23 protein-coding genes are annotated in these 24,989 nt (G+C 68.9%); 19 read left to right on the top strand and 4 right to left on the bottom strand.

The window, feature by feature from the left end:
- Nucleotides 1-63: 63 nt before the first annotated feature.
- Entirely contained in the window at nt 64-1,077 is a 1,014-nt protein-coding gene (locus K7G19_RS08915) for an MBL fold metallo-hydrolase (RefSeq protein WP_226106888.1), read from the bottom strand.
- A 105-nt stretch (nt 1,078-1,182) separates the two neighbouring features.
- Nucleotides 1,183-1,701 carry a MarR family winged helix-turn-helix transcriptional regulator gene (locus K7G19_RS08910; RefSeq protein WP_226106886.1) on the bottom strand — a complete coding sequence of 173 codons (519 nt, stop codon included), beginning with the start codon at nt 1,699-1,701 and terminating at the stop codon, nt 1,183-1,185.
- Nucleotides 1,702-2,070: 369 nt separating this feature from the next.
- Between K7G19_RS08910 and K7G19_RS08905 the strand changes: the two genes are divergently transcribed.
- The 13 genes from K7G19_RS08905 (at nt 2,071) to K7G19_RS08845 (ending at nt 15,271) form a co-directional block, all read left to right on the top strand.
- On the top strand, nt 2,071-3,354 hold the full coding sequence (locus K7G19_RS08905; RefSeq protein WP_226106884.1) for an amidohydrolase/deacetylase family metallohydrolase: 1,284 nt from the start codon (nt 2,071-2,073) through the stop codon (nt 3,352-3,354).
- A gap of 10 nt (nt 3,355-3,364) precedes the next feature.
- The gene (locus K7G19_RS08900) at nt 3,365-5,830 is read left to right on the top strand and encodes a xanthine dehydrogenase family protein molybdopterin-binding subunit (protein WP_226106882.1); all 2,466 of its coding nucleotides are present in this window, start codon (nt 3,365-3,367) and stop codon (nt 5,828-5,830) included.
- Nucleotides 5,827-6,657, top strand: coding sequence for a xanthine dehydrogenase family protein subunit M (locus K7G19_RS08895; protein ID WP_226106879.1), 831 nt, complete (start codon nt 5,827-5,829; stop codon nt 6,655-6,657). Before K7G19_RS08900 ends, K7G19_RS08895 begins: the two co-directional genes overlap by 4 nt.
- Entirely contained in the window at nt 6,654-7,151 is a 498-nt protein-coding gene (locus tag K7G19_RS08890) for a (2Fe-2S)-binding protein (RefSeq protein WP_150084730.1), read from the top strand. The genes K7G19_RS08895 and K7G19_RS08890 overlap by 4 nt, the downstream gene beginning before the upstream one ends.
- Nucleotides 7,152-7,214: 63 nt before the next feature.
- Nucleotides 7,215-7,907 (top strand): SRPBCC family protein, encoded by a 693-nt coding sequence (locus tag K7G19_RS08885; RefSeq protein ID WP_226106877.1) that lies wholly within the window; start codon nt 7,215-7,217, stop codon nt 7,905-7,907.
- Nucleotides 7,908-7,965: 58 nt separating this feature from the next.
- Nucleotides 7,966-9,159 carry an amino acid ABC transporter substrate-binding protein gene (locus K7G19_RS08880; RefSeq protein ID WP_150084732.1) on the top strand — a complete coding sequence of 398 codons (1,194 nt, stop codon included), beginning with the start codon at nt 7,966-7,968 and terminating at the stop codon, nt 9,157-9,159.
- Between the two features lie 24 nt (nt 9,160-9,183).
- The gene (locus K7G19_RS08875) at nt 9,184-10,047 is read left to right on the top strand and encodes a branched-chain amino acid ABC transporter permease (protein WP_150084733.1); all 864 of its coding nucleotides are present in this window, start codon (nt 9,184-9,186) and stop codon (nt 10,045-10,047) included.
- On the top strand, nt 10,044-11,045 hold the full coding sequence (locus K7G19_RS08870; RefSeq protein WP_226106875.1) for a branched-chain amino acid ABC transporter permease: 1,002 nt from the start codon (nt 10,044-10,046) through the stop codon (nt 11,043-11,045). The genes K7G19_RS08875 and K7G19_RS08870 overlap by 4 nt, the downstream gene beginning before the upstream one ends.
- Nucleotides 11,045-11,839 (top strand): ABC transporter ATP-binding protein, encoded by a 795-nt coding sequence (locus K7G19_RS08865; RefSeq protein WP_226106873.1) that lies wholly within the window; start codon nt 11,045-11,047, stop codon nt 11,837-11,839. Before K7G19_RS08870 ends, K7G19_RS08865 begins: the two co-directional genes overlap by 1 nt.
- A complete protein-coding gene (locus K7G19_RS08860; protein ID WP_226106872.1) occupies nt 11,836-12,624 on the top strand; it encodes an ABC transporter ATP-binding protein in 789 nt (262 codons plus the stop codon). Before K7G19_RS08865 ends, K7G19_RS08860 begins: the two co-directional genes overlap by 4 nt.
- Nucleotides 12,625-12,642: 18 nt before the next feature.
- Nucleotides 12,643-13,932, top strand: a complete 1,290-nt coding sequence (locus K7G19_RS08855) for a DUF1116 domain-containing protein (RefSeq protein WP_226106871.1) — start codon at nt 12,643-12,645, stop codon at nt 13,930-13,932.
- Between the two features lie 119 nt (nt 13,933-14,051).
- Nucleotides 14,052-14,816, top strand: a complete 765-nt coding sequence (gene folE / locus K7G19_RS08850) for a GTP cyclohydrolase I (RefSeq protein ID WP_150084737.1) — start codon at nt 14,052-14,054, stop codon at nt 14,814-14,816.
- A gap of 11 nt (nt 14,817-14,827) precedes the next feature.
- Nucleotides 14,828-15,271, top strand: a complete 444-nt coding sequence (locus K7G19_RS08845; protein ID WP_226106870.1) for a BLUF domain-containing protein — start codon at nt 14,828-14,830, stop codon at nt 15,269-15,271.
- Nucleotides 15,272-15,473: 202 nt separating this feature from the next.
- Here K7G19_RS08845 and K7G19_RS08840 read toward each other — a convergent pair whose 3' ends face one another.
- Nucleotides 15,474-15,659: a glycine zipper 2TM domain-containing protein gene (locus tag K7G19_RS08840; protein ID WP_053823305.1), complete on the bottom strand. Its 186-nt coding sequence runs from the start codon at nt 15,657-15,659 to the stop codon at nt 15,474-15,476.
- A gap of 275 nt (nt 15,660-15,934) precedes the next feature.
- On the opposite strand from K7G19_RS08840, the gene K7G19_RS08835 reads away from it, so the two are divergent.
- From K7G19_RS08835 to K7G19_RS08810, 6 genes are all read left to right on the top strand, one after another.
- Nucleotides 15,935-16,555 carry a 2-hydroxychromene-2-carboxylate isomerase gene (locus tag K7G19_RS08835; protein ID WP_226106869.1) on the top strand — a complete coding sequence of 207 codons (621 nt, stop codon included), beginning with the start codon at nt 15,935-15,937 and terminating at the stop codon, nt 16,553-16,555.
- A gap of 57 nt (nt 16,556-16,612) precedes the next feature.
- The gene (locus K7G19_RS08830) at nt 16,613-17,128 is read left to right on the top strand and encodes a class IV adenylate cyclase (RefSeq protein ID WP_150084739.1); all 516 of its coding nucleotides are present in this window, start codon (nt 16,613-16,615) and stop codon (nt 17,126-17,128) included.
- 559 nt (nt 17,129-17,687) lie between these two features.
- Complete coding sequence (locus tag K7G19_RS08825; RefSeq protein WP_226106868.1) at nt 17,688-18,866, top strand: ABC transporter substrate-binding protein; 1,179 nt, start codon at nt 17,688-17,690, stop codon at nt 18,864-18,866.
- 110 nt (nt 18,867-18,976) lie between these two features.
- Nucleotides 18,977-20,950, top strand: a complete 1,974-nt coding sequence (locus tag K7G19_RS08820) for an ABC transporter permease (protein ID WP_226106867.1) — start codon at nt 18,977-18,979, stop codon at nt 20,948-20,950.
- Nucleotides 20,947-21,747 carry an ABC transporter ATP-binding protein gene (locus K7G19_RS08815; protein WP_226106866.1) on the top strand — a complete coding sequence of 267 codons (801 nt, stop codon included), beginning with the start codon at nt 20,947-20,949 and terminating at the stop codon, nt 21,745-21,747. Before K7G19_RS08820 ends, K7G19_RS08815 begins: the two co-directional genes overlap by 4 nt.
- Entirely contained in the window at nt 21,744-22,460 is a 717-nt protein-coding gene (locus K7G19_RS08810; RefSeq protein ID WP_149318543.1) for an ABC transporter ATP-binding protein, read from the top strand. The genes K7G19_RS08815 and K7G19_RS08810 overlap by 4 nt, the downstream gene beginning before the upstream one ends.
- A gap of 54 nt (nt 22,461-22,514) precedes the next feature.
- Here the strand turns inward: K7G19_RS08810 and K7G19_RS08805 are convergent, their stop codons facing one another.
- A complete protein-coding gene (locus K7G19_RS08805) occupies nt 22,515-24,710 on the bottom strand; it encodes an ATP-binding protein (protein ID WP_226106864.1) in 2,196 nt (731 codons plus the stop codon).
- Nucleotides 24,711-24,989 lie beyond the last annotated feature (279 nt).

Here is a 24,989-nt window from a genome sequence, read left to right as displayed (position 1 = left end):
CAAAAACAGCGCGATATCTGGCGGGCCGCGTACCCCGATGACCGGCCGGCTCAGCCAGCCGGATCAGCGATCCGTGCGGATCGGCCCGAACTCGACCGGCACCCACGTATAGCCGTTGCCGTCGGCCCGCACGTGCCCGATGCCGGGGAAGGGCAGATGCATGCCGGCGACCCACAGCTTGTTGCGCGCGGCATCGTTGAACAGCCGCTTGCGCGTGCGTACCGCGGCGCGGCTGTCCACGTCGAATTCGATCGCCACGTCCGGCCGGCGGAACTGCACCGCATGGCTGTGCACGATGTCGCCCCACACCAGCAGGCTCTGCGCCTTGCCGTTCTTCTCGGAGCGCAACAGATAGCCGGTATGGCCGGGGGTATGGCCGTAGGCGGCCACCGCGGCGATGCCCGGCACGACCTCGTCGCCGGCCTTGAAGGTGCGGAAGCGCCCGCCCGCCTGATACGGGGCGACCGCATCCCGCGCCATCTTGAAGTAGGGCTGGGCCTCGGCCGGGGCCTTGTCGGCGACGTCCTGCGACAGCCAGTAGTCGGCGTCCATCTGCGACGCATGGACCGTCGCGGTCGGGAACGCCGGCTTGCCGTCGACCGCCAGGCCGCAGGCGTGGTCGCCATGCAGATGGGTCAGCAGCACGGTGTCGATCTGCATCGGGTCGTAGCCGGCGGCGCGAACGTTGTCGACGATCTTGCCCAGCGCGGGGCCGAAGCAGGCGCCGGCGCCGGTGTCGATCAGCACCAGATTCTTGCCGGTGTGGATCAGAAACCCATTGACCGCGGTCTGCACGCCGGGAGTCGACTCCACGAACATGCGCGCCAGCAGGGTTTGCACCTCGCGCGCGCTGGTGTTGCGCAGCAGCTTGGGGTCGACATCGATATAGCCGTCGTACAGTGCGGTGATCTCGAACTCGCCGAGCATCATCCGGTAATAGCCGGGCACCTGATTCTGCTGCTGCGCCGGTACGCCCTGCGCGTGGGCCGGCGTGCCGGCGAGCGCCGCGCACGACAGTGCGGCGGCCAGCGCGAGAGGAAGAACACGACGCGGAAGGGCAAAACGGGACGGGTTCATGCGGCGCTCCATGCGGAAGAACGTTGTTTGGCGCAATGACGGGAACAACAAGCCGGAAATCGGGCTGGCGCTAATGTATCACTCGTCACATTTCCCCGCAGGCCGTCACTCCGCTGGCGGCAGCCGATACGGCACGCTGCCGTGCTCGTTGGTCGCCTCGACCAGGCGGATCAGATACAGCAGGAACCGTTCACGGTCGGCCGGCGGCAGATGGTCGACGGTGCGATCGTGCGCGCGCTGAACCGCCGCCTCCATCTTCCTGACCAGTGTCTTGCCCTTGCGGGTCAGCTTGACCAGCTTGACGCGCCGGTCGGTTTCGCTTTGCCGCCGCTGCAGCAGTCCGCGCGCCTCCAGTCGAGGAATGACTTCGGCCACCGTGGTGCGCTCCAGGCCTACCTCGAGGGCCACGGTGTTCTGGTCCAGTTCGCCGTGCTGCTCCAGTGCCGTCAACAGGCTGTACTGGACCGGCGTGATGCCGAACGCCTCGGTCTCCTCGAGGAACAGCGAGCAGTGGATCTGATGCAGGCGCCGGATCAGGAAGCCGGGGCGCCCCAGCAGCGTGGAGCGGTGCCGGGCGGCGTCGATCTCGGTCTGGATGGCGATGGGTCGTTTGGTCGTCGTCATGCGGTGTCGTGGTCGGCAATCGACGGCATTTCGCCGCCGGCGGTTGGCCCCTGGCCAGGCAGCAGCCGTTCCAGCGTGGCTGCGGTTGCCGCCATTATCGCCGATTAGGTGGCATGCCCCGTATTGCACAGAAACGGGGCAGGCTCGCTGCCGGCTGGGTTCGTATACGCCGGCTCGCGGTGCGCCGGCACCAGCGTCGCGCATGCGGAATCGACCCGGATAAGTGGCATACCCCGTATCTCGTTGGGTCCTCGGAAAGCCGCAAAGCCTTGCCGGGCAACGGTTTGCAGCAACGGCGAGCTCGCCGCCGGCATGCACTGGCAAAGTTCTTGCGTTTTGCAGGCAGCGTTTTCACCCCATGAGGCCAGCATGACTGAAAGCAATCGCGACATCGTTCTTCGGCAAGGCCGCGTCATCGATCCGGACGCCGGCATCGACGCGGTGTGCGATGTATGGATCCGCAACGGCCGCATCGCCGCCGTCGGCGACGGCTCGGCGGCCTTGCCTGCCGACGCCGATGCGGCCGAAGTCGTCGACTGCCGCGGCAAGCTGGTGCTGCCCGGCCTGATCGACACGCACGCGCACGTGTACCAGTACGTGACCGGACGCTTCGGCCTGAACGCTGATATGTGCGGCGTGCATTCCGGAGTCACCACGTTGATCGACCAGGGCGGCGCGAGTTGCATGACGCTGCCCGGGTTTCGGCACTACGTCGCCGAGCCGGCAAGCAGCCGCATCTACGCCTTCCTGTCGGCCTATCTGGTCGGTGGGCTCGAAGGCCATTACTACGCCGAGCTGTATCGGCCCGAATGCGTCGATGTCGATGCCACGGTGAAGGCCGCGCTGGCCAACGCCGACCTGGTGCGCGGCATCAAGGCCCATGCCGAGCTCGGCGGGTTTGCGCGGTGGGGCGTCGAGGTGATGCGTGCGTCCGCCGAGATTGGCCGTCAGACAGCGCTGCCGGTCTATGTCCACTTCGGCCAGTTGTGGCCGATGCCTGGCCACGTCGAGCACGATGTCGACCCCGACACGATCCTCGAGCAGGTGGTCGACATGCTCAAGCCTGGCGATGTGCTGGCGCACCCGTTCAGCCGCCATCCCGGCGGCTTCGTAAACCGCGACGGCACCGTGCACCCGCTGGCGCGCGAGGCGGCGGCGCGCGGACTGAAGATCGACGTCGGTCACGGCTCGCACTTCAGCTACCGGATGGCCCGCACCGTGCTCGAAGCCGGCATCGTGCCCGATACGCTGGGCGCCGACATGCATGGCTACAACACGCACGTGCCGGCGCCAGCGGGTACGCCGGCGGAACATCCGGACCAGGACCATATGTTCCTCGGCCGCGTCCGCTTCAGCCTGGTGTCGGCGATGACCAGCATGCTCGCGCTCGGTTTGCCACTGGACCATGTGGTGCGCATGGCCACCGTCAATGCGGCAAGCATGGCCGGCCTGAAGGACGGCGCCGGCACGCTGCGCGTCGGCGCCGAGGCGAACGTCTCGGTGCTGGAAGACCTGCGCGGCCGCTGGGTTCTTGCCGACAACGAGGGCACCCAGGTGGTGGGCGAGCGGATGCTGGAACCGGTGTTCTGCCTGCGCGCCGGGCAGCGCTTCGACGCGGCCGCGCCCATCCTGCCGGTGGCGCAGGTCGCCTAGGGAGATCGCGATGACGACCCCGGCAGCGCACAACGACCGCGGCAGGAACGGCGGCAACAACGGCAGCAAGACCGGCGGCATCGGCGCGCGGCTGCGCCGCAAGGAGGACGACCGTTTCCTGCGCGGCCGCGGCGACTATGTCGCCAACCTGCGCATGGTCGGCATGCGCGATGTCGCCTTCGTGCGCAGTCCGCTGGCGCATGCGCGCATCCGCGGCATCGAGAAGCCCGAAGGGCTGGCCGATGCGGTATTCACGCTGGCCGACCTCGACGGCGTGCGGCCCATCGTCGCCGACTCGGGGCTCGCCGGCTTCAAGTCGTCGGCGCAGCCGGTGCTCGCCGACGGCAAGGTGCGCCAGGTCGGCGAGATGATTGCGATGTGCGTGGCCCCGACCCGCGCCCTGGCCGAAGACATTGCGGCGCAGGTCTTCGTCGACTTCGAGGAGCTGCCGGCGGTGGTCGACATGCTGGCCGCACGCGAAGTCGGCGCGCCGCTCGTGCACGAGCACTGGGGCGACAACGTGTTTCTTTCGACGGCGGTCGGCACGGACGGCGACAACGAGGCCGCGTTGGCCGCGATCCGCGCGAGCGCGCCGATTCACGTCATCCGCACGCTGCGGACCGCGCGCCAGAGCATGGCGCCGATGGAGGGCCGTGGCGTGGTCGCGTGGTGGGACCGGCGCCTGGCCCAGCTGGTGGTGGTCACCGCGGCGCAAATGCCGCATATCAACCGCACGGGTCTGGCGGGCTGTCTGGGCCTGGACGAAGGGCAGGTTCGCGTGATCTCGCCGGACGTCGGCGGCGGCTTCGGCTACAAGGGAATCCTGCTGCCCGAAGAAGTCTGCGTCGCGTGGCTGGCGATGCGGCTCGAGCAGCCGGTGCGCTGGATCGAGGATCGGCGCGAGCAGCTGACGGCCAACGCGAACTGCCGCGAGCACGCCTATCGCATCGAGGCCTGGGCCGAGCGCGATGGCCGCCTGCTGGCGGTCGACTGCGAGGCCACGGTGGATTCTGGCTGCTATTCGTCGTACCCCTTCTCGGCCTGCCTGGAGGCCGCACAGGTCGGCAGCATCCTGCCGGGGCCCTACATGATGGAGCGCTATCGCTGCCGCACCTGGTCGGTGGCGACCAACAAGCCGCCGATCCTGCCATACCGCGGCGTGGCGCGCACCGGCGTCTGCTTCGCGATCGAGAGCGTGATGGACGCGATCGCGGTCGAGGCGGGGCTGGAACCCCATCAGGTGCGGCTGCGCAATCTGGTGCCGCCCGAGCGCATGCCGTTCGACAACATCACCGGCAAGCACTTCGACAGCGGCGACTATCCCGAATGCGTGCGACGCGCCGTGGCAGCCATCGATCTGCCTGGCCTGCGGGCGCGCCAGCAGCGCGGCGAGCCCGACGGGCGCCGCATTGGCGTCGGGTTTGCGGTGTTCTGCGAGCAGGGCGCCCATGGCACCTCGGTCTATCACGGCTGGGGCATTCCGATGGTGCCTGGCCGCGAGCCGGCCGTGGTGCGGCTGACGCCGGACGGCGTGCTGGAGATCCGCGCCGGCGTGCATTCGCACGGGCAAGGTATGGAAACGACGCTGGCCCAGATCGCGCACGAGGTGCTCGGCGTCGACACCGATCAGGTGCGCGTGCTGCTTGGCGATACCGCGATCACGCCGTACTCCACCGGCACCTGGGGCTCGCGCTCGATCGTGATGGCCGGCGGGGCCGTGGGCCAGGCCTGCAAGCAGTTGCGAACACGGCTGCTGCACATCGGCGCCCATCTGCTGGGCCTGCCTGTGCCGGCGGCGCGCTGGGAGGACGGGGCGGTGGTGGGCGGCGGTGGCCGCGTGCCGCTGGCCGAGCTCGCCCACGTCTGGTACCGGCAGCCGCAGAAGTTGCCCGCCGATGTCGATCCTTCGGGGCTGGAGGTCATGACCACCTACCAGGCAACGCGCGATACCGGCACCTTCAGCTATGCGTGCCATGCGGTGGCGGTCGCCGTCGATACCGAACTCGGCAAGGTCGAACTGATCGACTACGCGATCGTCGAGGACGGCGGCGTGCTGATCAATCCGATGGTGGTCGACGGCCAGGTCTACGGCGGGGCGGCGCAGGGCATCGGCACCGCGCTGTACGAGGAGATGCGCTACAGCGAAGACGGCCAGCCGCTGGCATCGACGCTGGCCGACTACCTGCTGCCCGGCGCTACCGAAGTGCCTGCGATCCGCATCCACCATATGGAAACGCCAGCGCCCTACACCGAGTTCGGCCAGAAGGGCATCGGCGAGAGCGGTGCGATCGGCTCGCCCGCGGCGATCGTCAACGCCATCAATGACGCGTTGCGGCCGCTGGGCGCCGAACTGCGCGAGCTGCCGGCAAGCCCGCGGGCGATCCTCGCCGCGCTCGCCAATGCGCGTGCCAGGGATGTCCGCCACCCCGGCCACTTCAGCCCGATGCCGTCGTCGCCTGCGCAGGTGGCGGCATGAAGCCGGCGCCGTTCGACTATCGGCGGCCCGACACCGTCGAAGCGGCGCTCGCCGCGCTCGCCGGCAGCAATGGCGTTGCCAAGGCCGTCGCCGGTGGCCAGTCGCTTGGCCCGATGCTGAACCTGCGGCTGGCACAGCCGGCCGAGCTGATCGATCTGGGCGGCATCGCGGCACTGCGCGAATGCCTCGACGCGGGCACGTCGGTGCAACTGGGCGCCGGCATCACCCATGCGCAGATCGAGGACGGGCGCATTCCCGATCCGAGCCGCGGCCTGATGTCCTTCGTCGCGCGCGGCATCGCTTATCGGGCCGTGCGCAACCGCGGCACACTGGGCGGCAGCCTGGCCCATGCCGACCCGGCGGCCGACTGGATCAACGTGATGGCGCTGCTCGACGCCACCTGCATCGTGATGGGCCCGCGCGGCCAGCGCGAGATCGCGCAGCGCGACTGGATGGTCGGCGCATTCACCACGGCGCTGGCGGATGACGAAGTGCTGCTCGGGGTCCGCATCGCGCGCTTGAGCCCCGGCGCGCGCTGGAGCTACTACAAGGTCAACCGCAAGCCGGGCGAATTCGCCGAGGCGATCTGCGCCTTCGTCGACGACGGCGCACAGGGTAGGCGTCGCGCGGTGATCGGCGCCATCGACGGCGCGCCGTTCGTGATCGCCGACGCCGGCGCGCTGATCGAGCGCTGGGACGAAGCGCTGGCGCACCGCCACCTGTGCGAGGCCGGGCTCGAGCCCGGCACGCTTGAATACCAACTCCACGCGGTGGCGTTGCGGCGCGCCGCCGCGGCGCTGGCTGTCTTTACCGGAGAAGGCGCATGACACTCCCCATGCCTGTCGAACTGTGTGTCAACGGCGAGCGTGTCAGCGCCGCCATCGAGCCCCGCACGCACCTGGCCGACTTCCTGCGCGAACACCTGAACCTGACAGGCACCAATCTCGGCTGCGAGCAGGGCGTCTGCGGCGCGTGCACGTTGCAGGTCGACGGCGTGCCGACGCGTTCGTGCACCGTGCTGGCCGTCAGCTGCACCGGCGCCGAGGTACGCACCATCGAGGACTTCGATGCCGACCCCGTGATGGCGCAACTGCGCGAAGCCTTCAGCGCCGAACACGCGCTGCAATGCGGATATTGCACGCCGGGCATGCTGGCCACTGCGCGTGACATCGTGCTGCGGCTGCCGGATGCCGACGATGCGCGCGTCCGTCACGAGCTTGCCGGCAACCTGTGCCGCTGCACCGGCTATGTCGGCCTGGTGCGGGCGATACGCAGCGTGCTCGATGCCCGCAAGACCGCCGGCGCGGTCAATCGGACCTGACCAGAACCCGCGCGAACCGACACGACACGCTACCGAGGCGACCCACAGGAGGCTGAGCCCCGCATGGAACTCCAACAAACGATCTTGCTGCCGTTCGCGCGCGACGCGGTATGGCGCTGCTTCCGCGATACCGAGGGCGTGATCGCCTGCCTGCCCGGGGCGTCGCTGTCGGCGCCGCCACGAGACGGCCGGTTGCCCCTGACGATGACCGTCAAGCTCGGGCCCATCGTCGCGGTCTTCGCCGGCGACGGCGAGATGCGCCTGGACGATGCCGATTACCGTGGCGCGGTGACAGGCACCGGCGCGGACCGCAAGAGCGGCTCGCGCGTCAAGGGCGAGGCCGCGTTCTCGCTGCATGACCTCGCGGACGCGACCGGCGGGCCCGCCACGCGCGTCGACATCGCGGTGGACTATGCGATCGCCGGCAGCCTGGCGCAGTTCTCGAGAGGCGGCATCGTGCGCGAGCTGGCCGCCCGGCTGACCGAGGCCTTTGCCGCCAACCTGCGCCGCAAGCTCGAAGCCGAGGCCGGACCGGCCGTTACCGTTGCGGCGGCGCCAACGGTAGCCGCCTTCGCCGCGGCCGAGCCGCCTGCCTTTGTCGAGACGGCGCCTGCGCCGTCGAGGCAGGCCCCAGCCAGTGGGCCAGCCAGTGCGCCAGCCAACGCGCCTGCCAACGCGCCGCTCGACCTCAATGTCCTGTTCTGGCCCGCGCTGTGGGCCCGCCTGCGGCAGTGGCTGTCGTTCGGCCGCCGCTGAGTTTGCCGTCCCTTTCCCTGATTCGCTCCGCAAGACCTGTCCCGTGACGAGGTATTCCATGACTCCCAAGCTGATCCGTACCGCGCTGCTGTCCGCGCTCCTGATGGGCGCCACCGCGCTGGCCCAGGCCCAGTCCACCATCCGTATCGGCGCGCCGCTAGCGTTGACCGGAGGCCTGGCCGACGAAGGCAAGAAGCAGCAGGTCGCCTATGACATGTGGCTCAAGCGGGTCAACGCGGCCGGCGGCATCAATGTCGGCGGCACCCGGCGCAAGGTGGAGCTGATCACCTACGATTACCAGTCCGACGAGAAGCGCGCGCAGCAGATGGCCGAGAAGCTGATCACGCAGGACAAGGTCGAATTCCTGACCGCGCCCTTCGGCTCCGGACATACCAAGGTTGTCGCGGGCGTGGCCGAGCGCTATGGCATTCCCGTCATGGCGTCGGCCGCGTCGTCGGAGTCGGTGTTCGACCAGGGCTACAAATACCTGTTCGGCACGCTGGCACCGAACGGCGGCCTGGTCGATTCGATGATCCGCACCTTCACCGCACAGATGCCCACGGTCAAGAAGATCGCGATCCTCGGCCGCGAGGACGTGTTTCCGCGCTCGATGGCCGCGACCATGAAGGCACATGCCGAGAAGGCCGGGCTCAAGGTCGTCCACAACGAATATTTCCCGGTGGGAGCGCTCGACCATTCCGCGTCGCTGTCGCGCATCAAGGCATCGGGCGCCGAGTGGATCTATATCACCGGCTACACCAAGGACCTGATCCTGGTGCGCAAGCAGATGGCCGATCTGGGCACGACCGCGCCGATCATCACGATGATCACCGGTCCGGCCTACCGCGAGTTCATCGATGCGCTGGGCCCGCTCGCCAACAACGTCAGCAGCGCGACCTGGTGGCATCCGTCGTCGCAATACAAGGCGGACGATGTGTTCGGTTCGACCAAGGCGTTCTACGACGAGTTCGTCGCCCGCGAGAAGCACGACCCCGACTATGTGCACGCCTCCGCGGCGGCGGCGCTGATCGCGCTGCAGAAGGCCATCGAGAAGGCGGGCAGCACGCAGGGCGCCAAGGTGCGCGACGCGCTGGCCTCGCTCGATGCGATGACGTTCTACGGCCCGGTCAAGTTCGGCCCCAATGGCATGAATGCCGGGCGCGACCTGCCGATCATCCAGGTCCAGTCGGGCAAGGTGGCGGTGCTGTATCCGCAAGCCGTCAAGCAGGCCGACCTCGTCGCCGTGCGCTGACACGGACCGCCGGAAGCCACCGCCATGAGTCTCTACGCACAAATCGTCGTCAACGGCCTGATGCTGGGCGCGCTGTACGCCTGCATCGCCGTCGGCTTTTCGCTGGTCTGGGGCGTGCTGAACGTGATCAACATGCTGCACGGGTCGTTCATCGTGCTGGGGGGCTATCTGGCCTACTTCGCGTGGCTGCACTGGCAGGTCAGTCCCTTCGTGATGCTGCTGGTGGTATCGGTGGGATTGTTCCTGCTCGGCTTCCTGCTGCAGTACGGGCTGGTCAACCGGGTCGTGTCGCAGCCGGTGCTGACCACGCTGACGCTGACCTTCGGCCTGGACATGATCCTCTACAACCTGATGAACGTGTGGTTCGACGCGACGCCGCGCCGGATTTCGCTGGACCTTGGGCGGCTGGACCTGAACGGCGTGATCGTGCCGAACGACCGGCTGCTGGCGATGCTGCTGGCGCTGGCGATGACCGGCGTGCTCTATCTGGTGCTGCGCAGCTCGCGCATCGGCCGCGCGATCGTCGCGGTGCGGATGGACCGTGATGCCGCCACGCTGATGGGCATTCGCGTGGGCCGCGTCTACGCGATCACGTTCGGCATCGGCGCGCTGATGGCCGGCGCCTGCGGCGTGCTGATGTCGGTGGTGTTCCCGATCACCACCAATATCACCGGGCTGCTGCTCGGCAAGGCCTTCGTGATCTGCGTGATCGGCGGGCTCGGCACGGTGCCGGGCGCGCTGGTCGGCGGCCTCGCACTGGGGCTGATCGAGAGTGTGGCGGGCAACTTCCTGGGGGCGCAGAGCGCGATCCTGGTCGGCTCGCTGCTGATGCTGGTGCTGTTGATGACGCGGCCCACCGGGCTGATCGGCAAGCGAGGGTACCAATGAACGCCAACCGTTCCCGCTTCCCCGCGCGCGGCGCGCATCTGCTGTTCGCCGGCGGCGTGCTGTTGCTGGCCGCGATGCCGTTCCTGGCCGACAACTACTTCGTGCGGCTCGCCACGTTCGTCTGCATGTACGGCGCGCTGGCGCTGTCGTGGAACTTCATCGGCGGCTATGCCGGCTATCCGTCGTTCTCCACCGCGGCCTTTGTCGGCCTGGGCAGCTATGTCGGCGGCCTGCTGCAGAACGCGGGCGTGCCGATGGTGCTCGCCTGGCTGGGCGCGACCGTGTTCGTCAGCCTGTTCGCCGCGCTGCTTGGCGGCGCAATCCTGCGGATGAAGGGCCATTACTTCGCGATCGGGTCGATCACGCTGGTCGAGGTGCTGCGCATGGTCGCCTCGCTGTGGGTCGATGTGACCGGCGGCGGGGACGGGCTCAATATCCGCATCCTCGACGGCGGCCCGGACTTCGCCGGCCGTGTCTTCCTGTACGCGATGCTGGCGGTGATGCTGTGCGCGTGGGCCACCACGCTGGCGGTCGAGCGCTCGCGGCTCGGCTTCGGCCTGCGCTGCATCAGCCAGAACGAGGAGGCCGCCGATATGGTTGGCATCGACACCAACCGCTACAAGACCGCGGCCTACACGCTGTCGGCCGTCTATTGCGGCACCGTCGGCGCCATCTACGCGTCGTGGGTCTCGTATATCGCGCCGACCGACGCGTTCGGCATCCTGCTGACGCTGAAGGTGCCCGTGATGGCGATGCTGGGAGGACTTGGCACAGTGTACGGGCCGCTGGTCGGCGCCACCGCCTTCGTGCTGATGGAGGAAACCATCTGGGCGCGCTTTCTCGACTACCACCAGGCGATCCTCGGCGTGGTGATCGTGCTGCTGATCTTCTTCCTGCCGGGCGGCCTGCTGAAGATCGACTATCGGCGCGGGCTGGCACACATCCGATCGGCCGCCTGGGCGCGCGCCGGCCGCGCCACCGCGACGGAGGTGCGCTGATGGGCAGGCTGCTGGAGGTCCAGGCACTGGACAAGCATTTCGGCGGGTTGCATGCGACCCGCGAGGTCAGCTTCGCGCTGGAGGAAGGCGAGATCGTCGGACTGATCGGACCGAACGGCGCGGGCAAGACCACGCTGGTCAATCTGATCACCGGCGTGGTGCGCGCCGACGGCGGCTCGGTGGTGTTCCGCGGCCGGGACGTGACCGCGCAGCGGCCGTGGCAGGCGGCCCGCAGCGGCCTGGCGCGGACCTTCCAGATCGTGCAGCCGTTTCCGCAGATGACGGTCCTCGAGAACGTCTGCGCCGGCGCGCTGTTCGCGGGCCACGCGGCGAGCCTGGCGCAGGCCGAGCGCGACGCAATGGACCATCTCGAGTTCGTCGGCCTCGCGCATGAGGCGCGGCGCCCGGCCACCGCGCTGACGCTGCCGTCGCGCAAGCGGCTGGAACTGGCCAAAAGCCTGGCGATGCGGCCGCGCCTGCTGCTGCTCGACGAGGTCAATGCGGGGCTGAACACCGCCGAGATCGACCAGGCGCTGGCGCTGATGCGCGCGATCGCGGCGCGCGGCGTGACCATCCTGCTGATCGAACATCTGATGAAGGTCGTGATGTCCCTGAGCCAGCGGATCCTGGTGCTGCATCAGGGCGAGCTGATCGCGCAGGGCGAGCCGCAGGCCGTCATCCGCGACGCGCGCGTGGTGGAGGCCTATCTGGGCAGCAAGTTTGCCGCGCGCCAGGCGGCGCATGGCGTAGCCGCGACGCCGGCGGCGGACACCACCACGGAGGTCCACCGATGAACGTCCAAACCAGCGCCGCCATGGGCGCTCGCACCAGTGCCGCGCCCGCCGGCGCCGCCGCGCCCCTCAACACGCCGCTGCTGGAGATTGCCGGGCTGCACGCCGGCTACGGCGACGTGCAGGTGCTGTGGGGCATCGACCTGCAGGTGCCGGCAGGCGAGATCACCTGCATCGTCGGCTCCAACGGCGCCGGCAAGTCCACGCTGCTGCGGACGATCTCCGGCATGGTCAAGCCCTCGGGCGGGCGACTCGCGTTTGCCGGCAAGGACATGACCGGCGCCAGTCCCGACGCGATGCTGCGCGCCGGCGTCGCGCATGTGCCCGAAGGGCGGCGGCTGTTCCGCGGCCTGTCGATACGCGACAACCTGCTGCTTGGCGCGTATCTGCGCAGCGACAGCCGCGCCGACATCGAGGCAGACCTCGACTTCGTCTTCACCATGTTTCCGATCCTGAAGACGCGCCAGAAGCAGGATGCCACCACGCTCTCCGGCGGCGAGCAGCAGATGTGCGCGATCGGCCGGGGCATCATGTCGCGCCCGCAGCTGCTGATGATCGACGAGCTGTCGCTGGGGCTGGCCCCGCGTGCGGTCGAGAACCTGGGCGAGGCGCTGCTGCAGATCAACCGCGCGGGGCTGACCATCCTGCTGGTCGAGCAGGATGTGCTGACGGCGTTCGAGCTGGCCCGCCATGCAAACGTGGTCGAGACCGGACGCATCTCGCTTGCAGGCGACACGCGCGTGCTGGCCGACGATCCCCGTGTGCGCCAGGCCTATATGGGGATGTGAGGCGGCATGAGAATGGCAATGGACGCGATCGATGCCAATCAAGCGGACCGCCGCGCCGCCAATGCGCGCGTGCTGGCGCGGCTCGTCTCGGTACAACCCGCGTGGACGGCCGTAAGACCCGCGCGCGAGGCGCTCGGTCTGGAGCACCACACCCTGCTGCACGCCGGCCCGCCGCTGACGGACCCGTGCCGGCCGCCGGGACCGCTGCTCGCTTCGGCCGTGCTGTGCTGCCTGTACGAGGGCTGGGCGAGCGATGCGATGGCGGCCGAGCGCGCGATTGCATCCGGGCGCATTGCGTTGCGGCCGGCGCAGGACTTCGGCGCCGTCACGCCGCTGGCCGCGTTGATTTCGCCTTCCTCGGCGCTGGTGGAGGTCACCGACGTCGCGGCTCCAGCCGCGTACTGCCCGCGTGCCCGGGCGTGGTCGCTGCTGGGCAGCGGCGCGGGGCCGCAGTTGCGCTTCGGCAGCCGGGATCCCGCGATCCTGCCCAGGCTGGCGTGGCGCGATGGCCCGCTGGCGCGCCGGCTGAGCGCCGTGCTAGCCGCCGGGCCGCTGCCCCTGCTGCCGCTGGCGGCGGCGGGACTGGCCGGTGGCGACGATCTGCATGCGCGTACCGTCGTGGCCAACGCGGCCCTGTGCGAGCGGCTGATCCCGGCGCTGGACACCCTTCCCGACGTGGCGGCCGACGCCACCGGCGAAGCAGACGCGTACGCGGTGGCGCAGATGCTGCGCCAGACGCCGCTGTTTTTTCTGACGCTCTGGATGGCGGCCTGCCACCTGATGCTCGAACGCGCCGCCGATGGCGGCCGCGACGCGGCGTCGACCCTCGTCGTGGCGCTGGCCGGCAATGGGCAGCAGGCTGGCATCCGGCTGGCCGGCCAGCCGCATCGATGGCATACCGCGGCTGCCGCCGCACCGGTCGGGCCGCCGCTGAACGCATCGGCGGCCGCGGCCACCGCCTCGCCGGTAATCGGCGACAGCGGGGTCATCGATGTGTTGGGCTGTGGCGGGCAGGCATTGACCGGAGCGCCGGAGATCGCCACCGTGCTGGCGCCATGGTTGCCGGCCGACTGGCGCAAGCGGTCCGGAATCCTGCTGGCGGGCCGGCATCCGGGCCTGGCGCCGCAAGGGCTGGCCGTGGGCCTCGATGCCGCACGCGTCGCCGCGGGTTGCGAGCCGCTGACCGCGATCGCCATGATCGATGCCGCCGGGGAACGGGGCCTGCTCGGCCGCGGGCTGTACGTGCCGCCCGCGACCCTGTTCGCGCAGGCCGCGCGGGACATCGCGGCAGCGGCAGGCGAGGCCTGACGCCGCCGGGCCATTGCGGGCGCCGATTTCGCCAGGCAGCGCCAGGTTCGTCCCTGCGCTTGCCGCCACTGTGCCGTCCCCCTATAGTCGGGCCAATGTCCTTCAACTCGGGAAACGGCATGACCACCAGCGATTCCGCTCCGAAACGGCAAGCAGCCGGCGCCTCGACGCCCGTCGTGGCCGACGCGCGCGGCCACGTCGTCGAGCAACCGGTGTCGGAGCGCATCCGCGCCCGGCTTCTCGCCGCGCGCCAGCGCTTCCACGCCAACGACAATATCTCGCGCTTCATCGAGCCGGGCGAGCTCGACCAGCTGTCCAAGGAGGTCGAGAACCGGCTGGCCGACGTGCTGCGCAGCCTGGTGATCGATATCGACAACGATCACAACACGCAGGAGACCGCGCGCCGCGTCGCCAAGATGTACCTGAAGGAAATTTTCGCCGGCCGCTATGTGCATGCGCCGAGCGTGACGGAATTTCCCAATGTCGAGCAGCTCAGCGAGCTGATGATCGTCGGTCCGATCCGCGTGCGCAGCGCGTGTTCGCACCACCTGTGTCCGATCATCGGCAAGCTATGGGTGGGCGTCATGCCGAACCAGCACTCGAACCTGATCGGCCTGTCCAAATATGCGAGGCTGGCCGAATGGATCATGTGCCGGCCGCAGATCCAGGAAGAAGCAGTCAGCCAGATGGCGGACCTGCTGCAGCAGAAGATGAATCCGGACGGCCTGGCCATCGTGATGGAGGCTGAGCACTTCTGCATGCACTGGCGCGGCGTGCGCGATACCGACGCCAAGATGACCAACAGCGTGATGCGCGGCTCCTTCCTGAAGAACGACAGCCTGCGGCGCGAATTCCTGACCCTGCTCAATCTGAACCGCGGCTGAAGGAGGCCATCATGCTTGTTCGTCTGCTTTACGGGAGCCGCGCCCGCCAGCCCGCCGACGAGGATCTGGTCGATACCATCGTCGCCACCAGCATCGAGCGCAATCCGCCGCAAGGCATCACCGGGGTGCTGTGCTACGGCAACGGTGTGTTCCTGCAGGCCCTGGAGGGCGCCCGCGCCGAGGTGTCGGCGCTCTATCACCGGATCGCACAGGACCCGCGGCACGAGGACGTGGTGCTGCTGCACTACGAGGAAATCGCCGAGCGGGAATTTGCCGGCTGGGCGATGGGGCTGGTCGATACCTGCCGCATCAATACCGCCACGCTGCTGAAGTATTTCCCGCGGGCGGAGTTCGATCCGTACCGCACCAGCGGGCGCGCCTCGCTGGCGCTGCTGAGCGAATTGATCGCGGGCAACGCGGTGGTGGCGCGCAGCGCGGAGCGGCCGCGTTATTGAACGGTCGCCGTTGAGGGACCGCAGCTCGTCGGGGGATTGTTGACTACCGAGGGATCGCTGGCCATCGCGTGGCCGCTGACCACCGAGGGATCGCAGGCCTTCGACGGCGAGCGCCGGTGAGTCAGGCCACCCGCGAAAGCAGGGTGGCCTGCAAGGGCCGATCAAGGGCCGATCAAGGGCCGATCAAGGGCCGAATCGCCCGTCAGTCCTTGCCGAGCTCGTGGCCGATATAGCCGCCGACCGCCGCGCCGCCGATGGTGCCCCACGGGCTGCCGTCACTGACTTCGTGGCCGATCGCGCCGCCGGCGACAGCGCCGCCCAACGTACAGCCCTGCATCGAGATGGTCATCGCGCCCGCCGCAACGAGCGTCGCTATCAGCTTCCACATGATGATCTCCTGAGCGGCGTGGTTGCCGCCTGATGCGTCCAGCTTAGGCCCGGGCGGACCGGCGTCGATTCGGCCCCGGACTGAATTGCCTGTAGGAAAGGGACGACACCCCGGGCGGCGGACATGTCACAGCCTTCGCCCTGCTCGTCCCCTGCCTGTGCTTCGCTTGTGCGCCGCCGCATGCCGTGCCGGCATGCCAGCCATGCGCAAGCCGCGCTTGAGCGGCACCGGGCCGCGCGCCATCATCGTGACGTCGCAGCCCACGAGGAGACACGATGTCCGCCGTGCCCACGCCCACCCTGGAGTTCTGGTTCGAGTTCGGCAGCAACTACAGCTACCTGAGCGCGATGCGGATCGAGGCGCTGGCCGCCCGGCACGGCGTCGCGCTGGCATGGAGGCCCTTCCTGCTCGGCCCGGTGTTCGCCGCACACGGCTGGGAAGGCTCGCCCTTCGTGGTGCAGCGCGCCAAGGGCGCCTACGCGATGTTCGACACTGCGCGCCAGTGCGCCAAATACGGCCTGCCGTGGCGGCAGCCGAGCCAGTTTCCGCGCCGCGCGCTGCTGCCGATGCGCGTGGCACTGCTCGGCGCCGAGGAGCCCTGGATCGGCGCCTATTGCCGCCGCATCATGCGGATCAATTTCGCCGAGGACCGCGATATCGACAACCCCGAGGCGGTCGGCGAGGCCCTGGCCGAACTGGGCCTGCCGGCTGACGCGCTGCTGTCCGCCGCGGTGCTGCGGCAGAACAAGGAGGCGCTGCGCGCGCAGACCGAACGGGCGCTGCACCGCGGCATCTTCGGCGCGCCGACCTTCTTCGTCGGCGAGCAGATGTTCTGGGGCAACGACCGGCTGGAAGACGCGCTGGCGCTGGCCATCGGGCAGGCCGCGAATGCCTGAGCGCGCGGGGCGGGCCGGGCTGGGCACGGGGGGCACGCGTGCTACCATCGTCGCCCCATGCCGACCAATATCGAAATCAAGGCCCGCGTCGACGACCGCGACGCCCTGGCGCCCCTCGCGGCCGAACTGGCCGATCACGGTCCCGAGCTGCTGCAACAGGACGACACCTTCTTCCATTGCGGCAACGGCCGCCTCAAGCTGCGCGCGTTTCCCTCGGGACGGGGCGAGCTGATTTTCTATCGCCGCGCCGACGACAGCGGTCCCAAGCCCAGCCACTACCAGATCGTGCCGACCGCCGAGCCGGACCAGCTGCGCGCCGCGCTGTCGGCCGCCTACGGTGAGGCCGGGCGCGTGCGCAAGGCCCGCATCCTCTACCTGATCGGCCGCACCCGCGTGCATCTGGACCGCGTCGAGGGACTGGGGGACTTCCTCGAACTGGAGGTGGTGCTGCGCGACGGCGAAGCGCCCGAGCACGGCGTGGCCGAGGCGCACGCGCTGCTGGGCAAGCTGGGCATCGACGCCAGCCGGCTGGTGCCGACCGCCTATGTCGATCTGCTGCGCGCAAGGGGCTGATCCCGCCCGGCTTTTCGCAGAGGGCTTGATTGCCGCGCCGCTTTCCTGCCCTTCCTCGCCGACTGCGTCGTTGCCTGCCTTGTTCGCCGATCTCCCGCGCCGCACCGCCTCCCCGCCGGTGCCATTCCCGTGAACACCCTGATTTCCACCCGCTTTGATGTAGTACATACTGAACGTCCATTCGGTAAACACTACATCAATGGCGGGGCCCGGAAGCACCACGCCGCGCCGCGGCCGGACGTATCCGCCGCGGAACGAGCGCGAAGCCGCTTGCCGTGGCATGCTTGCACGGTTCGGCGTGGGCAGCCGCTGGCCCGTTCCTTGCGTCAAACCGGCCGCTGCGATTTATGTAGTGAATCCTGAATGAAAACAGTGCGCGGCGCACCGCCCGGGCGGGGCGCCACGCACCAGCGCTGTGCCGTCCCTGTGCCGGGCCTGCGCCGGCGCGCCTTGCCGTTCCACCGTCCATCTCCGCCAACCGGCGACTCGCTTCAGCAAAGGAAGAACGATGCACAACCGAATCCGCCCCCAACGACGACTGCGCCGCGCCACCGCTGCCATGGCAGTCACCGTGTCGGCGCTGCTCGGCAGCGCCGCGGCGCTGGCGCAGAACACCATCAAGATCGGCGAGATCAACAGCTACAAGGCGCAGCCGGCGTTCCTCGAGCCGTACAAGCGCGGCTGGGAAATGGCGGTGGACGAGGTCAATGCGGCGGGCGGCGTGCTCGGCAAGAAGCTGGAGGTGGTGTCGCGCGACGATAACGGCAATCCGGGCGACTCGGTGCGGGTGGCCGAGGAACTGGTGGCCCGCGAGCGCGTGGCGCTGTTGTTCGGCGGCTTCCTGTCCAACACCGGCCTCGCGCTGACGGACTATGCGAAGCAGCGGCGCGTGTTCTTCCTGGCCGCCGAGCCGCTGACCGACAAGATCGTCTGGCAGAACGGCAACCAGTACACCTACCGGCTGCGCCCGTCGACCTATATGCAGGTCGCGATGCTGGTGCCCGAGGCCGCCAAGCTGAAGAAGAAGCGCTGGGCCATCGTCTATCCCAATTACGAGTATGGCCAGTCGGCGGTCGCCACCTTCAAGAAGCTGCTGAAGCAGGCGCAGCCCGATGTCGAGTTCGTCGCCGAGCAGGCACCGCCGCTGGGCAAGGTCGACGCCGGCTCGGTGGTGCAGGCGCTGGCGGACGCCAAGCCCGATGCGATCTTCAACGTGCTGTTCGCCGCCGACCTCGGCAAGTTCGTGCGCGAGGGCAATACGCGCGGCCTGTTCGAGGGGCGCGAGGTGGTGTCGCTGCTGACCGGCGAACCCGAATACCTCGATCCGCTGCGCGGCGAGGCGCCGAAGAACTGGGTGGTCACCGGCTACCCGTGGTACGCGATCGATACGCCGGAGAACAAGAAGTTCGTCGAGGCCTACCGCAAAAAATTCAACGACACGCCGCGCGTCGGCTCGGTGGTCGGCTACGCCGCGGTCAAGTCGATCGCGGCCGGGCTGCAGAAGGCCGGCACCGCCGACAGCGACAAGCTGGCCGCCGCATTCTCCGGCCTGCGCGTCGACACGCCGATGGGGCAGATCGTCTACCGTCCGCAGGACCATCAATCGACGATGGGCGCCTACGTCGGCCGCACCGGCGTGCGCGACGGCAAGGGCGTGATGACTTCGTTCGTCTACGTGGACGGCGCCAAGGTGCAACCGAGCGACGCCGAGGTGAAGGCGATGCGGCCGGCGCAATAACGGCGATGCAATCAGGCCGGTGAAATCGTGCCGTTGAGAGGGCGGTCCAATCAGGCCGGTGCAACAAGGCCAATGCAACAAGGCCGGCACGTCCCGGCTGGAGTCGACACATGACACTGACAAGCTTGCTGGTCCAGTTGCTGAACGGCCTGGCCGAAGCCTCGACGATGTTCCTGGTGGCTGCCGGGCTGTCGCTGATCTTCGGCGTCACGCGCATCGTCAATTTCGCGCACGGCTCGTTCTTCATGCTGGGCATCTATCTGTCGTACACGGTGGTCAGCCGCATCGGCGAAACCGCCGCCGGTTTCTGGGGCGGCGTGCTGGTGTCGGCGCTGCTGGTCGCCGCGATCGGCGCGCTGGTCGAATGCGTGATCCTGCGGCGCATCTATCAGGCGCCGGAGCTGTTCCAGCTGCTGGCGACCTTCGCGCTGGTGCTGGTGATCAAGGATGCGGCGCTGTTCGTCTGGGGACCGGAAGACCTGTTCGGCCCGCGCGCCCCGGGCCTGAGCGGCGCGGTGGAGATACTGGGCCAGCGCTTCCCGCAATACGACCTGGTGCTGATCGCGATCGGCCCGCTGGTGCTCGGCCTGCTGTGGCTGCTGCTGACGCGCACGCGCTGGGGCACGCTGCTGCGCGCGGCGACGCAGGATCGCGAGATGGTCGGCGCCCTCGGCATCAATCAGGCCTGGCTGTTCACCGGCGTGTTCGCGCTGGGCTGCTTCCTTGCCGGACTGGCCGGCGCGCTGCAGGGTCCGCGTGTCCCGGCCAACCTGGCACTGGATCTGGAGACGATCGGCAACGCCTTCGTCGTCGTCGTGGTCGGCGGCATGGGCTCGATTCCCGGTGCCTTCCTCGCGGCGCTGCTGATCGCCGAGATCAAGGCGCTGTGCATCGCGCTCGGCACGGTGTCGTTTGGCGGCGTCGAGATCGCGCTGACCAAGATGACACTGGTGGTCGAGTTCCTGGTGATGGCGGTGATCCTGGTGGTGCGGCCATGGGGACTGCTGGGCAAGCCGCAGGCGCCGTCGCGCAATGGCGCCGAGCTGGAGGCGCCGATGCGCGCGCCCGGCAAGGCGGTCAAGCTCGCCGGCGCGCTGACCGTCGCGGCGCTGCTGCTGGTGCCGGTGCTGGCGCAGGCCTATCCGTACCTGACCGTGCTGCTGGTCGAGATCCTGATCGCTGTGCTGTTCGCCGCCAGCCTGCACTTCATCATGGGGCCGGGCGGCCTGCATTCGTTCGGCCATGCCGCCTACTTTGGCCTCGGCGCGTATGCCGCCGCGCTGCTGCTGACCAAATGGCAGCTGCCGATGGAGGCCACGCTGCTGCTGGGGCCGCTGGTCGCCTGCATTGGCGCGGTGGTGTTCGGCTGGTTCTGCGTGCGGCTGTCGGGCACCTATCTGGCGATGCTGACGCTGGCCTTCGCGCAGATCGTCTGGTCCGTCATCTATCAATGGGACGGCTTTACCGGCGGCAGCAACGGGCTGCTGGGCGTGTGGCCAGCCGGCTGGCTGTCGTCACCGACCGCGTTCTACTACCTGACCATGGGGCTGTGCTGCCTGTGCGTGCTGGCGCTGCGGCGCGTGCTGTTCGCCCCGTTCGGCTACGCGATGCGGGCCGGCCGCGACTCGGCGCTGCGTGCCGAGGCGATCGGCATCGACGTCAAGCGCGTGCAGTGGGTGGCGTTCGCCATCGCGGGCCTGTTCTGCGGCATGGCGGGCGTGCTGTTCGCCTACTCGAAGGGCAGCATCTCGCCGGAGGCGATCAGCGTCGGCCGCTCGGTCGACGGCCTGGTGATGGTGCTGCTTGGCGGCGTGCAGACGCTGGCGGGGCCGCTGGTCGGCGCGTCGGTGTTCACCTGGCTGCAGGACACCATCGCGCGCGAAACCGATTACTGGCGCGCGCTGCTGGGCGCGACCATGCTGCTGCTGGTGATCCTGTTCCCGGCGGGCATCGTCGGTTCGCTGCGCAAGCGCTTCGGGCGCGAGACGGACCCGGCCGTAGCCGAGCCGGCGGCCGGCGGTGCGGGGGTGGCCGGCGCGTCCTCCTCGTCCTGGCAATCCCCCTCGCTGAAGGAGCCGGCATGACGCTGCTGCAAGTCAGACATCTGGGCAAGGCGTTCGGCGGCGTCAAGGCGGTCAGCGACGTGTCGTTCGACCTGCCCGCCGGCCAGCTGCTGGCGCTGCTCGGCCCGAACGGCGCCGGCAAATCGACCTGCTTCAACATGCTGAACGGCCAGCTGAAGCCGGACCAGGGCTCGATCCGCTTCGACGGGCACGAGATCGCCGGCATGCGGCCGCGCGACATCTGGCGGCTCGGCGTCGGCCGGACCTTCCAGATTGCCGCCACCTTCGGCTCGATGACGGTGGTCGAGAACGTGCAGATGGCGATCCTGTCGCGCGAGCGCAAGCTGTTCCAGCTGTGGCGCCCGGTGCGCGCGCACCATCGCGACGAGGCGATGGCGCTGCTCGAGCAGGTCGGCATGGCAAGCCAGGCCGAGCGCGCCTGTGGCGTGCTCGCCTATGGCGACGTCAAGCGCGTCGAGCTTGCGATCGCGCTGGCCAACCGGCCCCGGCTGCTGCTGATGGACGAGCCGACCGCCGGCATGGCGCCCGAAGAGCGCCGGGCGCTGATGGCGCTGACCAGGCAGCTGGTCGTGCGGCACCAGTTGTCGGTGCTGTTTACCGAGCACAGCATGGACGTCGTGTTCGCCTATGCGGACCGGATGATCGTGCTGGCGCGCGGGCAGCTGATCGCCGAGGGCGATGGCGAGGCGATCCGCAACGATCCGAAGGTGCGCGAGGTGTATTTCGGCACCGGCAAGACCTTCGAAAGCCAGGCGGGACAGCGCCGCCCGGCACAGACGCAGGAGGGCTCGGCATGAACGCCGACATGCTGTTGGAAGTCAGCGGCCTGAACGCCTTCTATGGCCGCGCGCACATCCTGTTCGATGTCGGCCTCGAAGTGCGGCGGGGCGAGGTGGTCGCGCTGATGGGCCGCAACGGCGCCGGCAAGTCGACCACGATGAAGGCGCTGATGGGGCTGCTCGACCGCGCGCACGGCAGCATCCGCTTCCGCGGCCGCGACCTGGCGCGTGCCAAGCCGTACCAGATCAGCCGCATGGGCATGGGCTTCGTGCCCGAGGACCGGCGCATCTTCACCGACCTGACGGTGATGGAGAACCTCGAGATCGGCAAGCAGCCGCCGCGCCCCGATGCGGTCGAATGGACGCCGCAGAAGCTGTTCTCGCTGTTTCCCAATCTCGGCGAGATGCCGCACCGTCCGGGCGGCCAGATGAGCGGCGGCGAGCAGCAGATGCTGACGGTGTCGCGCACGCTGATGGGCAATCCCTATCTGGTGCTGCTCGACGAGCCGTCCGAGGGCGTGGCGCCGGTGATCGTCGAGCAGATGGCCAACATGATCCTGGCGCTCAAGCGCGAGGGCATGTCGATCCTGCTGTCGGAGCAGAACCTGCATTTCGCCGAACTGGTCAGCGATCGCGCCTATGTGCTGGAGAACGGCCACATCCGCTATCACGGCACCATGGCGGAACTGGCGGCCAACGACGCGGTGCGGCGCGACTACCTGGCGGTGTAGGGAGCGAGTCGACAGGCGCGCTGGCAAGCGCGCCGGGAAGCGCGCCGCCGCGTCTCAGCGGCCGGTGTCCTCGATCAGGCGCAGCAGCGCATCGGGGCTGACCGGCTTGACCAGATGCTGGCCGAAGCCGGCGGCCTTGCTGCGATCGCGGTCGGTCTCCTGCCCGTAGCCGGTCAGCGCGACGAAGCGGCAGGGGTGCTCGCCGAGCGCTTCGCGCAGCCGGCGCACCAGCTCGTAACCGTCCATCACCGGCAGCCCGATGTCGAGCACCGCGACATCAGGGGCGAAGCGTTCGACGATACGCAGCGCGGAAACCGGGTCGTAGGCGACCTGCACATGGTGGCCGTAGGCCGTCAACAGCTGCGCCAGCGCCTGTACCGAATCGACGTTGTCGTCGACCAGCAGCACGCGGCGCGCATCGCCGGGGGCCACCACGGCGGCAGGTTCCTCGCGGTGCGCAGCGGCGACCAGTGCGGCGCTGGCGTGCGCGGGCAGCCGGATCGTGAATTCGCTGCCGTGACCCGGTCCTTCGCTGGTCGCCGTGACGCTGCCGCCGTGCAACTCGACCAGATTCTTGACCAGCGCCAGGCCGATGCCGAGCCCGCCCTCCGGGCGGTCGATCTTGCGCGGCCCCTGATAGAACAGGTCGAACAGATGGGGCAGCATCTCGGCGGCGATGCCGATGCCGTTGTCGCGCACCTGGATCACGATGGTGCCGTCGGCGCTCTCACCGCTGCCGCTGCCGCTGCCGCTGCCGATATCGTCTCCGCCTTCATCGTCGCGCCGTGCCGACAGCAGGATTTCGCCGCCGATATCGGTATAGCGCGCGGCATTGGTCAGCAGATTGGCCACTGCCTGCGCGAGCCGCACGGGGTCGCCCTGCCAGACCAGCGTGCGGTCGACATCGACGGTCAGCCGATGGCTGCGCTGCTCCAGCAGCCGGCTTGCCATCTCGACGGCCTTGGTCAGCACGTCGACGAGCTGCACCGTCTCGACCTTCAGTTCGATATTGCCGCGCGTGATGCGCGAGACGTCGAGCAGATCGTCGATCAGCCGCACCAGATGATCGACCTGGCGCTCGATGATGGCCCGCTCGCGCTGGGTCTCGGTGGAGCCGCGCATGCGCATCAGTTGCAGCGCGGTGACGATCGGCGACAGCGGATTGCGCAGCTCGTGCCCCAGCATGGCCAGGAATTCGTCCTTGGCCTGGCTGGCGCGCTCCAGTTCGCGCAGCAGGCGTTCGCGCTGCTGCTCGGCGATCTCGCGCGCGACGCGGTCGCTGGCGTCGCGCGTGAAGCAGCGCGTATAGCGCAGCTTGCCGTCCTCGAAGCAGCCGTTCGAGTGGATCAGCACGGGTTTGATGCTGCCGTCCTTGCAGCGCAGCCTGGCCGGCTGGTCGTACAGCGTCTCGCCCGCCTTCAGGCTGTCGAGGATGTGTTCGATGACCGGGGCGTCGACGTGAAAGTCGGTGATCGGGCGGCCCACATACTCGTCGTAGCGATAGCCGAGCATCTGCAGCTCGGCCTGGTTGGCCCACAGGATGGTGCCGTCCGCCGCCACGCGGTGCACCCCCTCGGCGGCGTTGTCCAGAAAGTCGGTCAGCTCGATCTCGCGCCGGCGCAACGTGGCTTCGGCCTCGCGCAGGCGCTTGACCTCGTTCTCCAGCGCCAGCGCCTTCTGCTGCCATACCGCGGCGCGCAGGGCGTTGTCCTCGATCTCCGGCGGCTTGCCGGCCGCGGTGGCGTAGAAGTGGGTGTGGACGTCGCAGACGCAGCGGAAGTGCCGCGCCTGCTCGTCGCTGTCGAACACGCGATGCGGATACGCGCACAGCAGCTTGAAGCCGTGGCGCCGGATCAGGTCGTTCCACAGTTCCTCTAGCCGCAGCGCGGCGTCGTGCCTGCCCTGCTCGCACAGCAGCGCCACCATCTCGCCGAAGGCGTGCAGCGGCGGAGCACGCCGCGCTTCGGTGGCGACCAGCTCCCCCACACTTGCCAGAAAGCGCTGCTCGTCCGGCCAGCCGTCGACCATGAAACGGTCCAGCGTCGCCTGCGCCGGCAGTGCGACCAGATTGCCGGTGTACCACGGCCGGTCGTCGCGTCCGGGGCCGAGCCCGCGCAACAGCGGCAGCAGGGCGTCCAGGTGTTCTTCGGTGGCGATCAGGATCGCACTGCCGCCGCAGCGCAAGGCCTCGTCGGCGAACTCGCGCACGTCCGCCAGAAGGATCGAATCCTCGTCGTAGAAGCGGACCATGTGGGAGGGCTCAGGCCTGGCCAGATGCCCCGGGATGACGGCTGACATAGAAGCGATGTGGGCGCGCTGCGCCGTGCGGAAGGCCCCATGATACTGCGCGCGCGCCGGCAGGCCGTCAAATCGCACGCCTATTGCCGTGAACCGGACGCGGATTGGACGCGGACCGGCCGCGCATCGGACGCGAACCGCCCGCGAACCAGCCCAGGAAATGCCGGCGAAGGCAGCGCGGAAAGCGGCGGCGAAGGCCCCGTATCGACGCCGTGCCCGATATACTCTGCG

It is taken from the genome of Cupriavidus sp. DB3, from assembly GCF_020418465.1.
In the GTDB taxonomy this organism is placed as follows: domain Bacteria; phylum Pseudomonadota; class Gammaproteobacteria; order Burkholderiales; family Burkholderiaceae; genus Cupriavidus; species Cupriavidus cauae.
This window is presented reverse-complemented; position numbering and strand designations above follow the sequence as displayed.

Bases quoted from the DNA above. Each gene is read 5' to 3' on its own strand.
- K7G19_RS08860 (WP_226106872.1), top strand. From the start codon at position 11,836: ATGAACGTCCAAACCAGCGCCGCCATGGGCGCTCGCACCAGTGCCGCG.
- K7G19_RS08900 (WP_226106882.1), top strand. From the start codon at position 3,365: ATGACGACCCCGGCAGCGCACAACGACCGCGGCAGGAACGGCGGCAAC.
- K7G19_RS08915 (WP_226106888.1), bottom strand. From the start codon at position 1,077: ATGAACCCGTCCCGTTTTGCCCTTCCGCGTCGTGTTCTTCCTCTCGCG.
- K7G19_RS08845 (WP_226106870.1), top strand. From the start codon at position 14,828: ATGCTTGTTCGTCTGCTTTACGGGAGCCGCGCCCGCCAGCCCGCCGAC.
- K7G19_RS08870 (WP_226106875.1), top strand. From the start codon at position 10,044: ATGAACGCCAACCGTTCCCGCTTCCCCGCGCGCGGCGCGCATCTGCTG.
- K7G19_RS08910 (WP_226106886.1), bottom strand. From the start codon at position 1,701: ATGACGACGACCAAACGACCCATCGCCATCCAGACCGAGATCGACGCC.
- K7G19_RS08905 (WP_226106884.1), top strand. From the start codon at position 2,071: ATGACTGAAAGCAATCGCGACATCGTTCTTCGGCAAGGCCGCGTCATC.
- K7G19_RS08895 (WP_226106879.1), top strand. From the start codon at position 5,827: ATGAAGCCGGCGCCGTTCGACTATCGGCGGCCCGACACCGTCGAAGCG.
- K7G19_RS08865 (WP_226106873.1), top strand. From the start codon at position 11,045: ATGGGCAGGCTGCTGGAGGTCCAGGCACTGGACAAGCATTTCGGCGGG.
- K7G19_RS08805 (WP_226106864.1), bottom strand. From the start codon at position 24,710: ATGGTCCGCTTCTACGACGAGGATTCGATCCTTCTGGCGGACGTGCGC.
- K7G19_RS08885 (WP_226106877.1), top strand. From the start codon at position 7,215: ATGGAACTCCAACAAACGATCTTGCTGCCGTTCGCGCGCGACGCGGTA.
- K7G19_RS08825 (WP_226106868.1), top strand. From the start codon at position 17,688: ATGGCAGTCACCGTGTCGGCGCTGCTCGGCAGCGCCGCGGCGCTGGCG.
- K7G19_RS08810 (WP_149318543.1), top strand. From the start codon at position 21,744: ATGAACGCCGACATGCTGTTGGAAGTCAGCGGCCTGAACGCCTTCTAT.
- K7G19_RS08875 (WP_150084733.1), top strand. From the start codon at position 9,184: ATGAGTCTCTACGCACAAATCGTCGTCAACGGCCTGATGCTGGGCGCG.
- K7G19_RS08820 (WP_226106867.1), top strand. From the start codon at position 18,977: ATGACACTGACAAGCTTGCTGGTCCAGTTGCTGAACGGCCTGGCCGAA.
- K7G19_RS08835 (WP_226106869.1), top strand. From the start codon at position 15,935: ATGTCCGCCGTGCCCACGCCCACCCTGGAGTTCTGGTTCGAGTTCGGC.
- folE (WP_150084737.1), top strand. From the start codon at position 14,052: ATGACCACCAGCGATTCCGCTCCGAAACGGCAAGCAGCCGGCGCCTCG.
- K7G19_RS08880 (WP_150084732.1), top strand. From the start codon at position 7,966: ATGACTCCCAAGCTGATCCGTACCGCGCTGCTGTCCGCGCTCCTGATG.
- K7G19_RS08840 (WP_053823305.1), bottom strand. From the start codon at position 15,659: ATGTGGAAGCTGATAGCGACGCTCGTTGCGGCGGGCGCGATGACCATC.
- K7G19_RS08815 (WP_226106866.1), top strand. From the start codon at position 20,947: ATGACGCTGCTGCAAGTCAGACATCTGGGCAAGGCGTTCGGCGGCGTC.
- K7G19_RS08830 (WP_150084739.1), top strand. From the start codon at position 16,613: ATGCCGACCAATATCGAAATCAAGGCCCGCGTCGACGACCGCGACGCC.
- K7G19_RS08855 (WP_226106871.1), top strand. From the start codon at position 12,643: ATGGACGCGATCGATGCCAATCAAGCGGACCGCCGCGCCGCCAATGCG.
- K7G19_RS08890 (WP_150084730.1), top strand. From the start codon at position 6,654: ATGACACTCCCCATGCCTGTCGAACTGTGTGTCAACGGCGAGCGTGTC.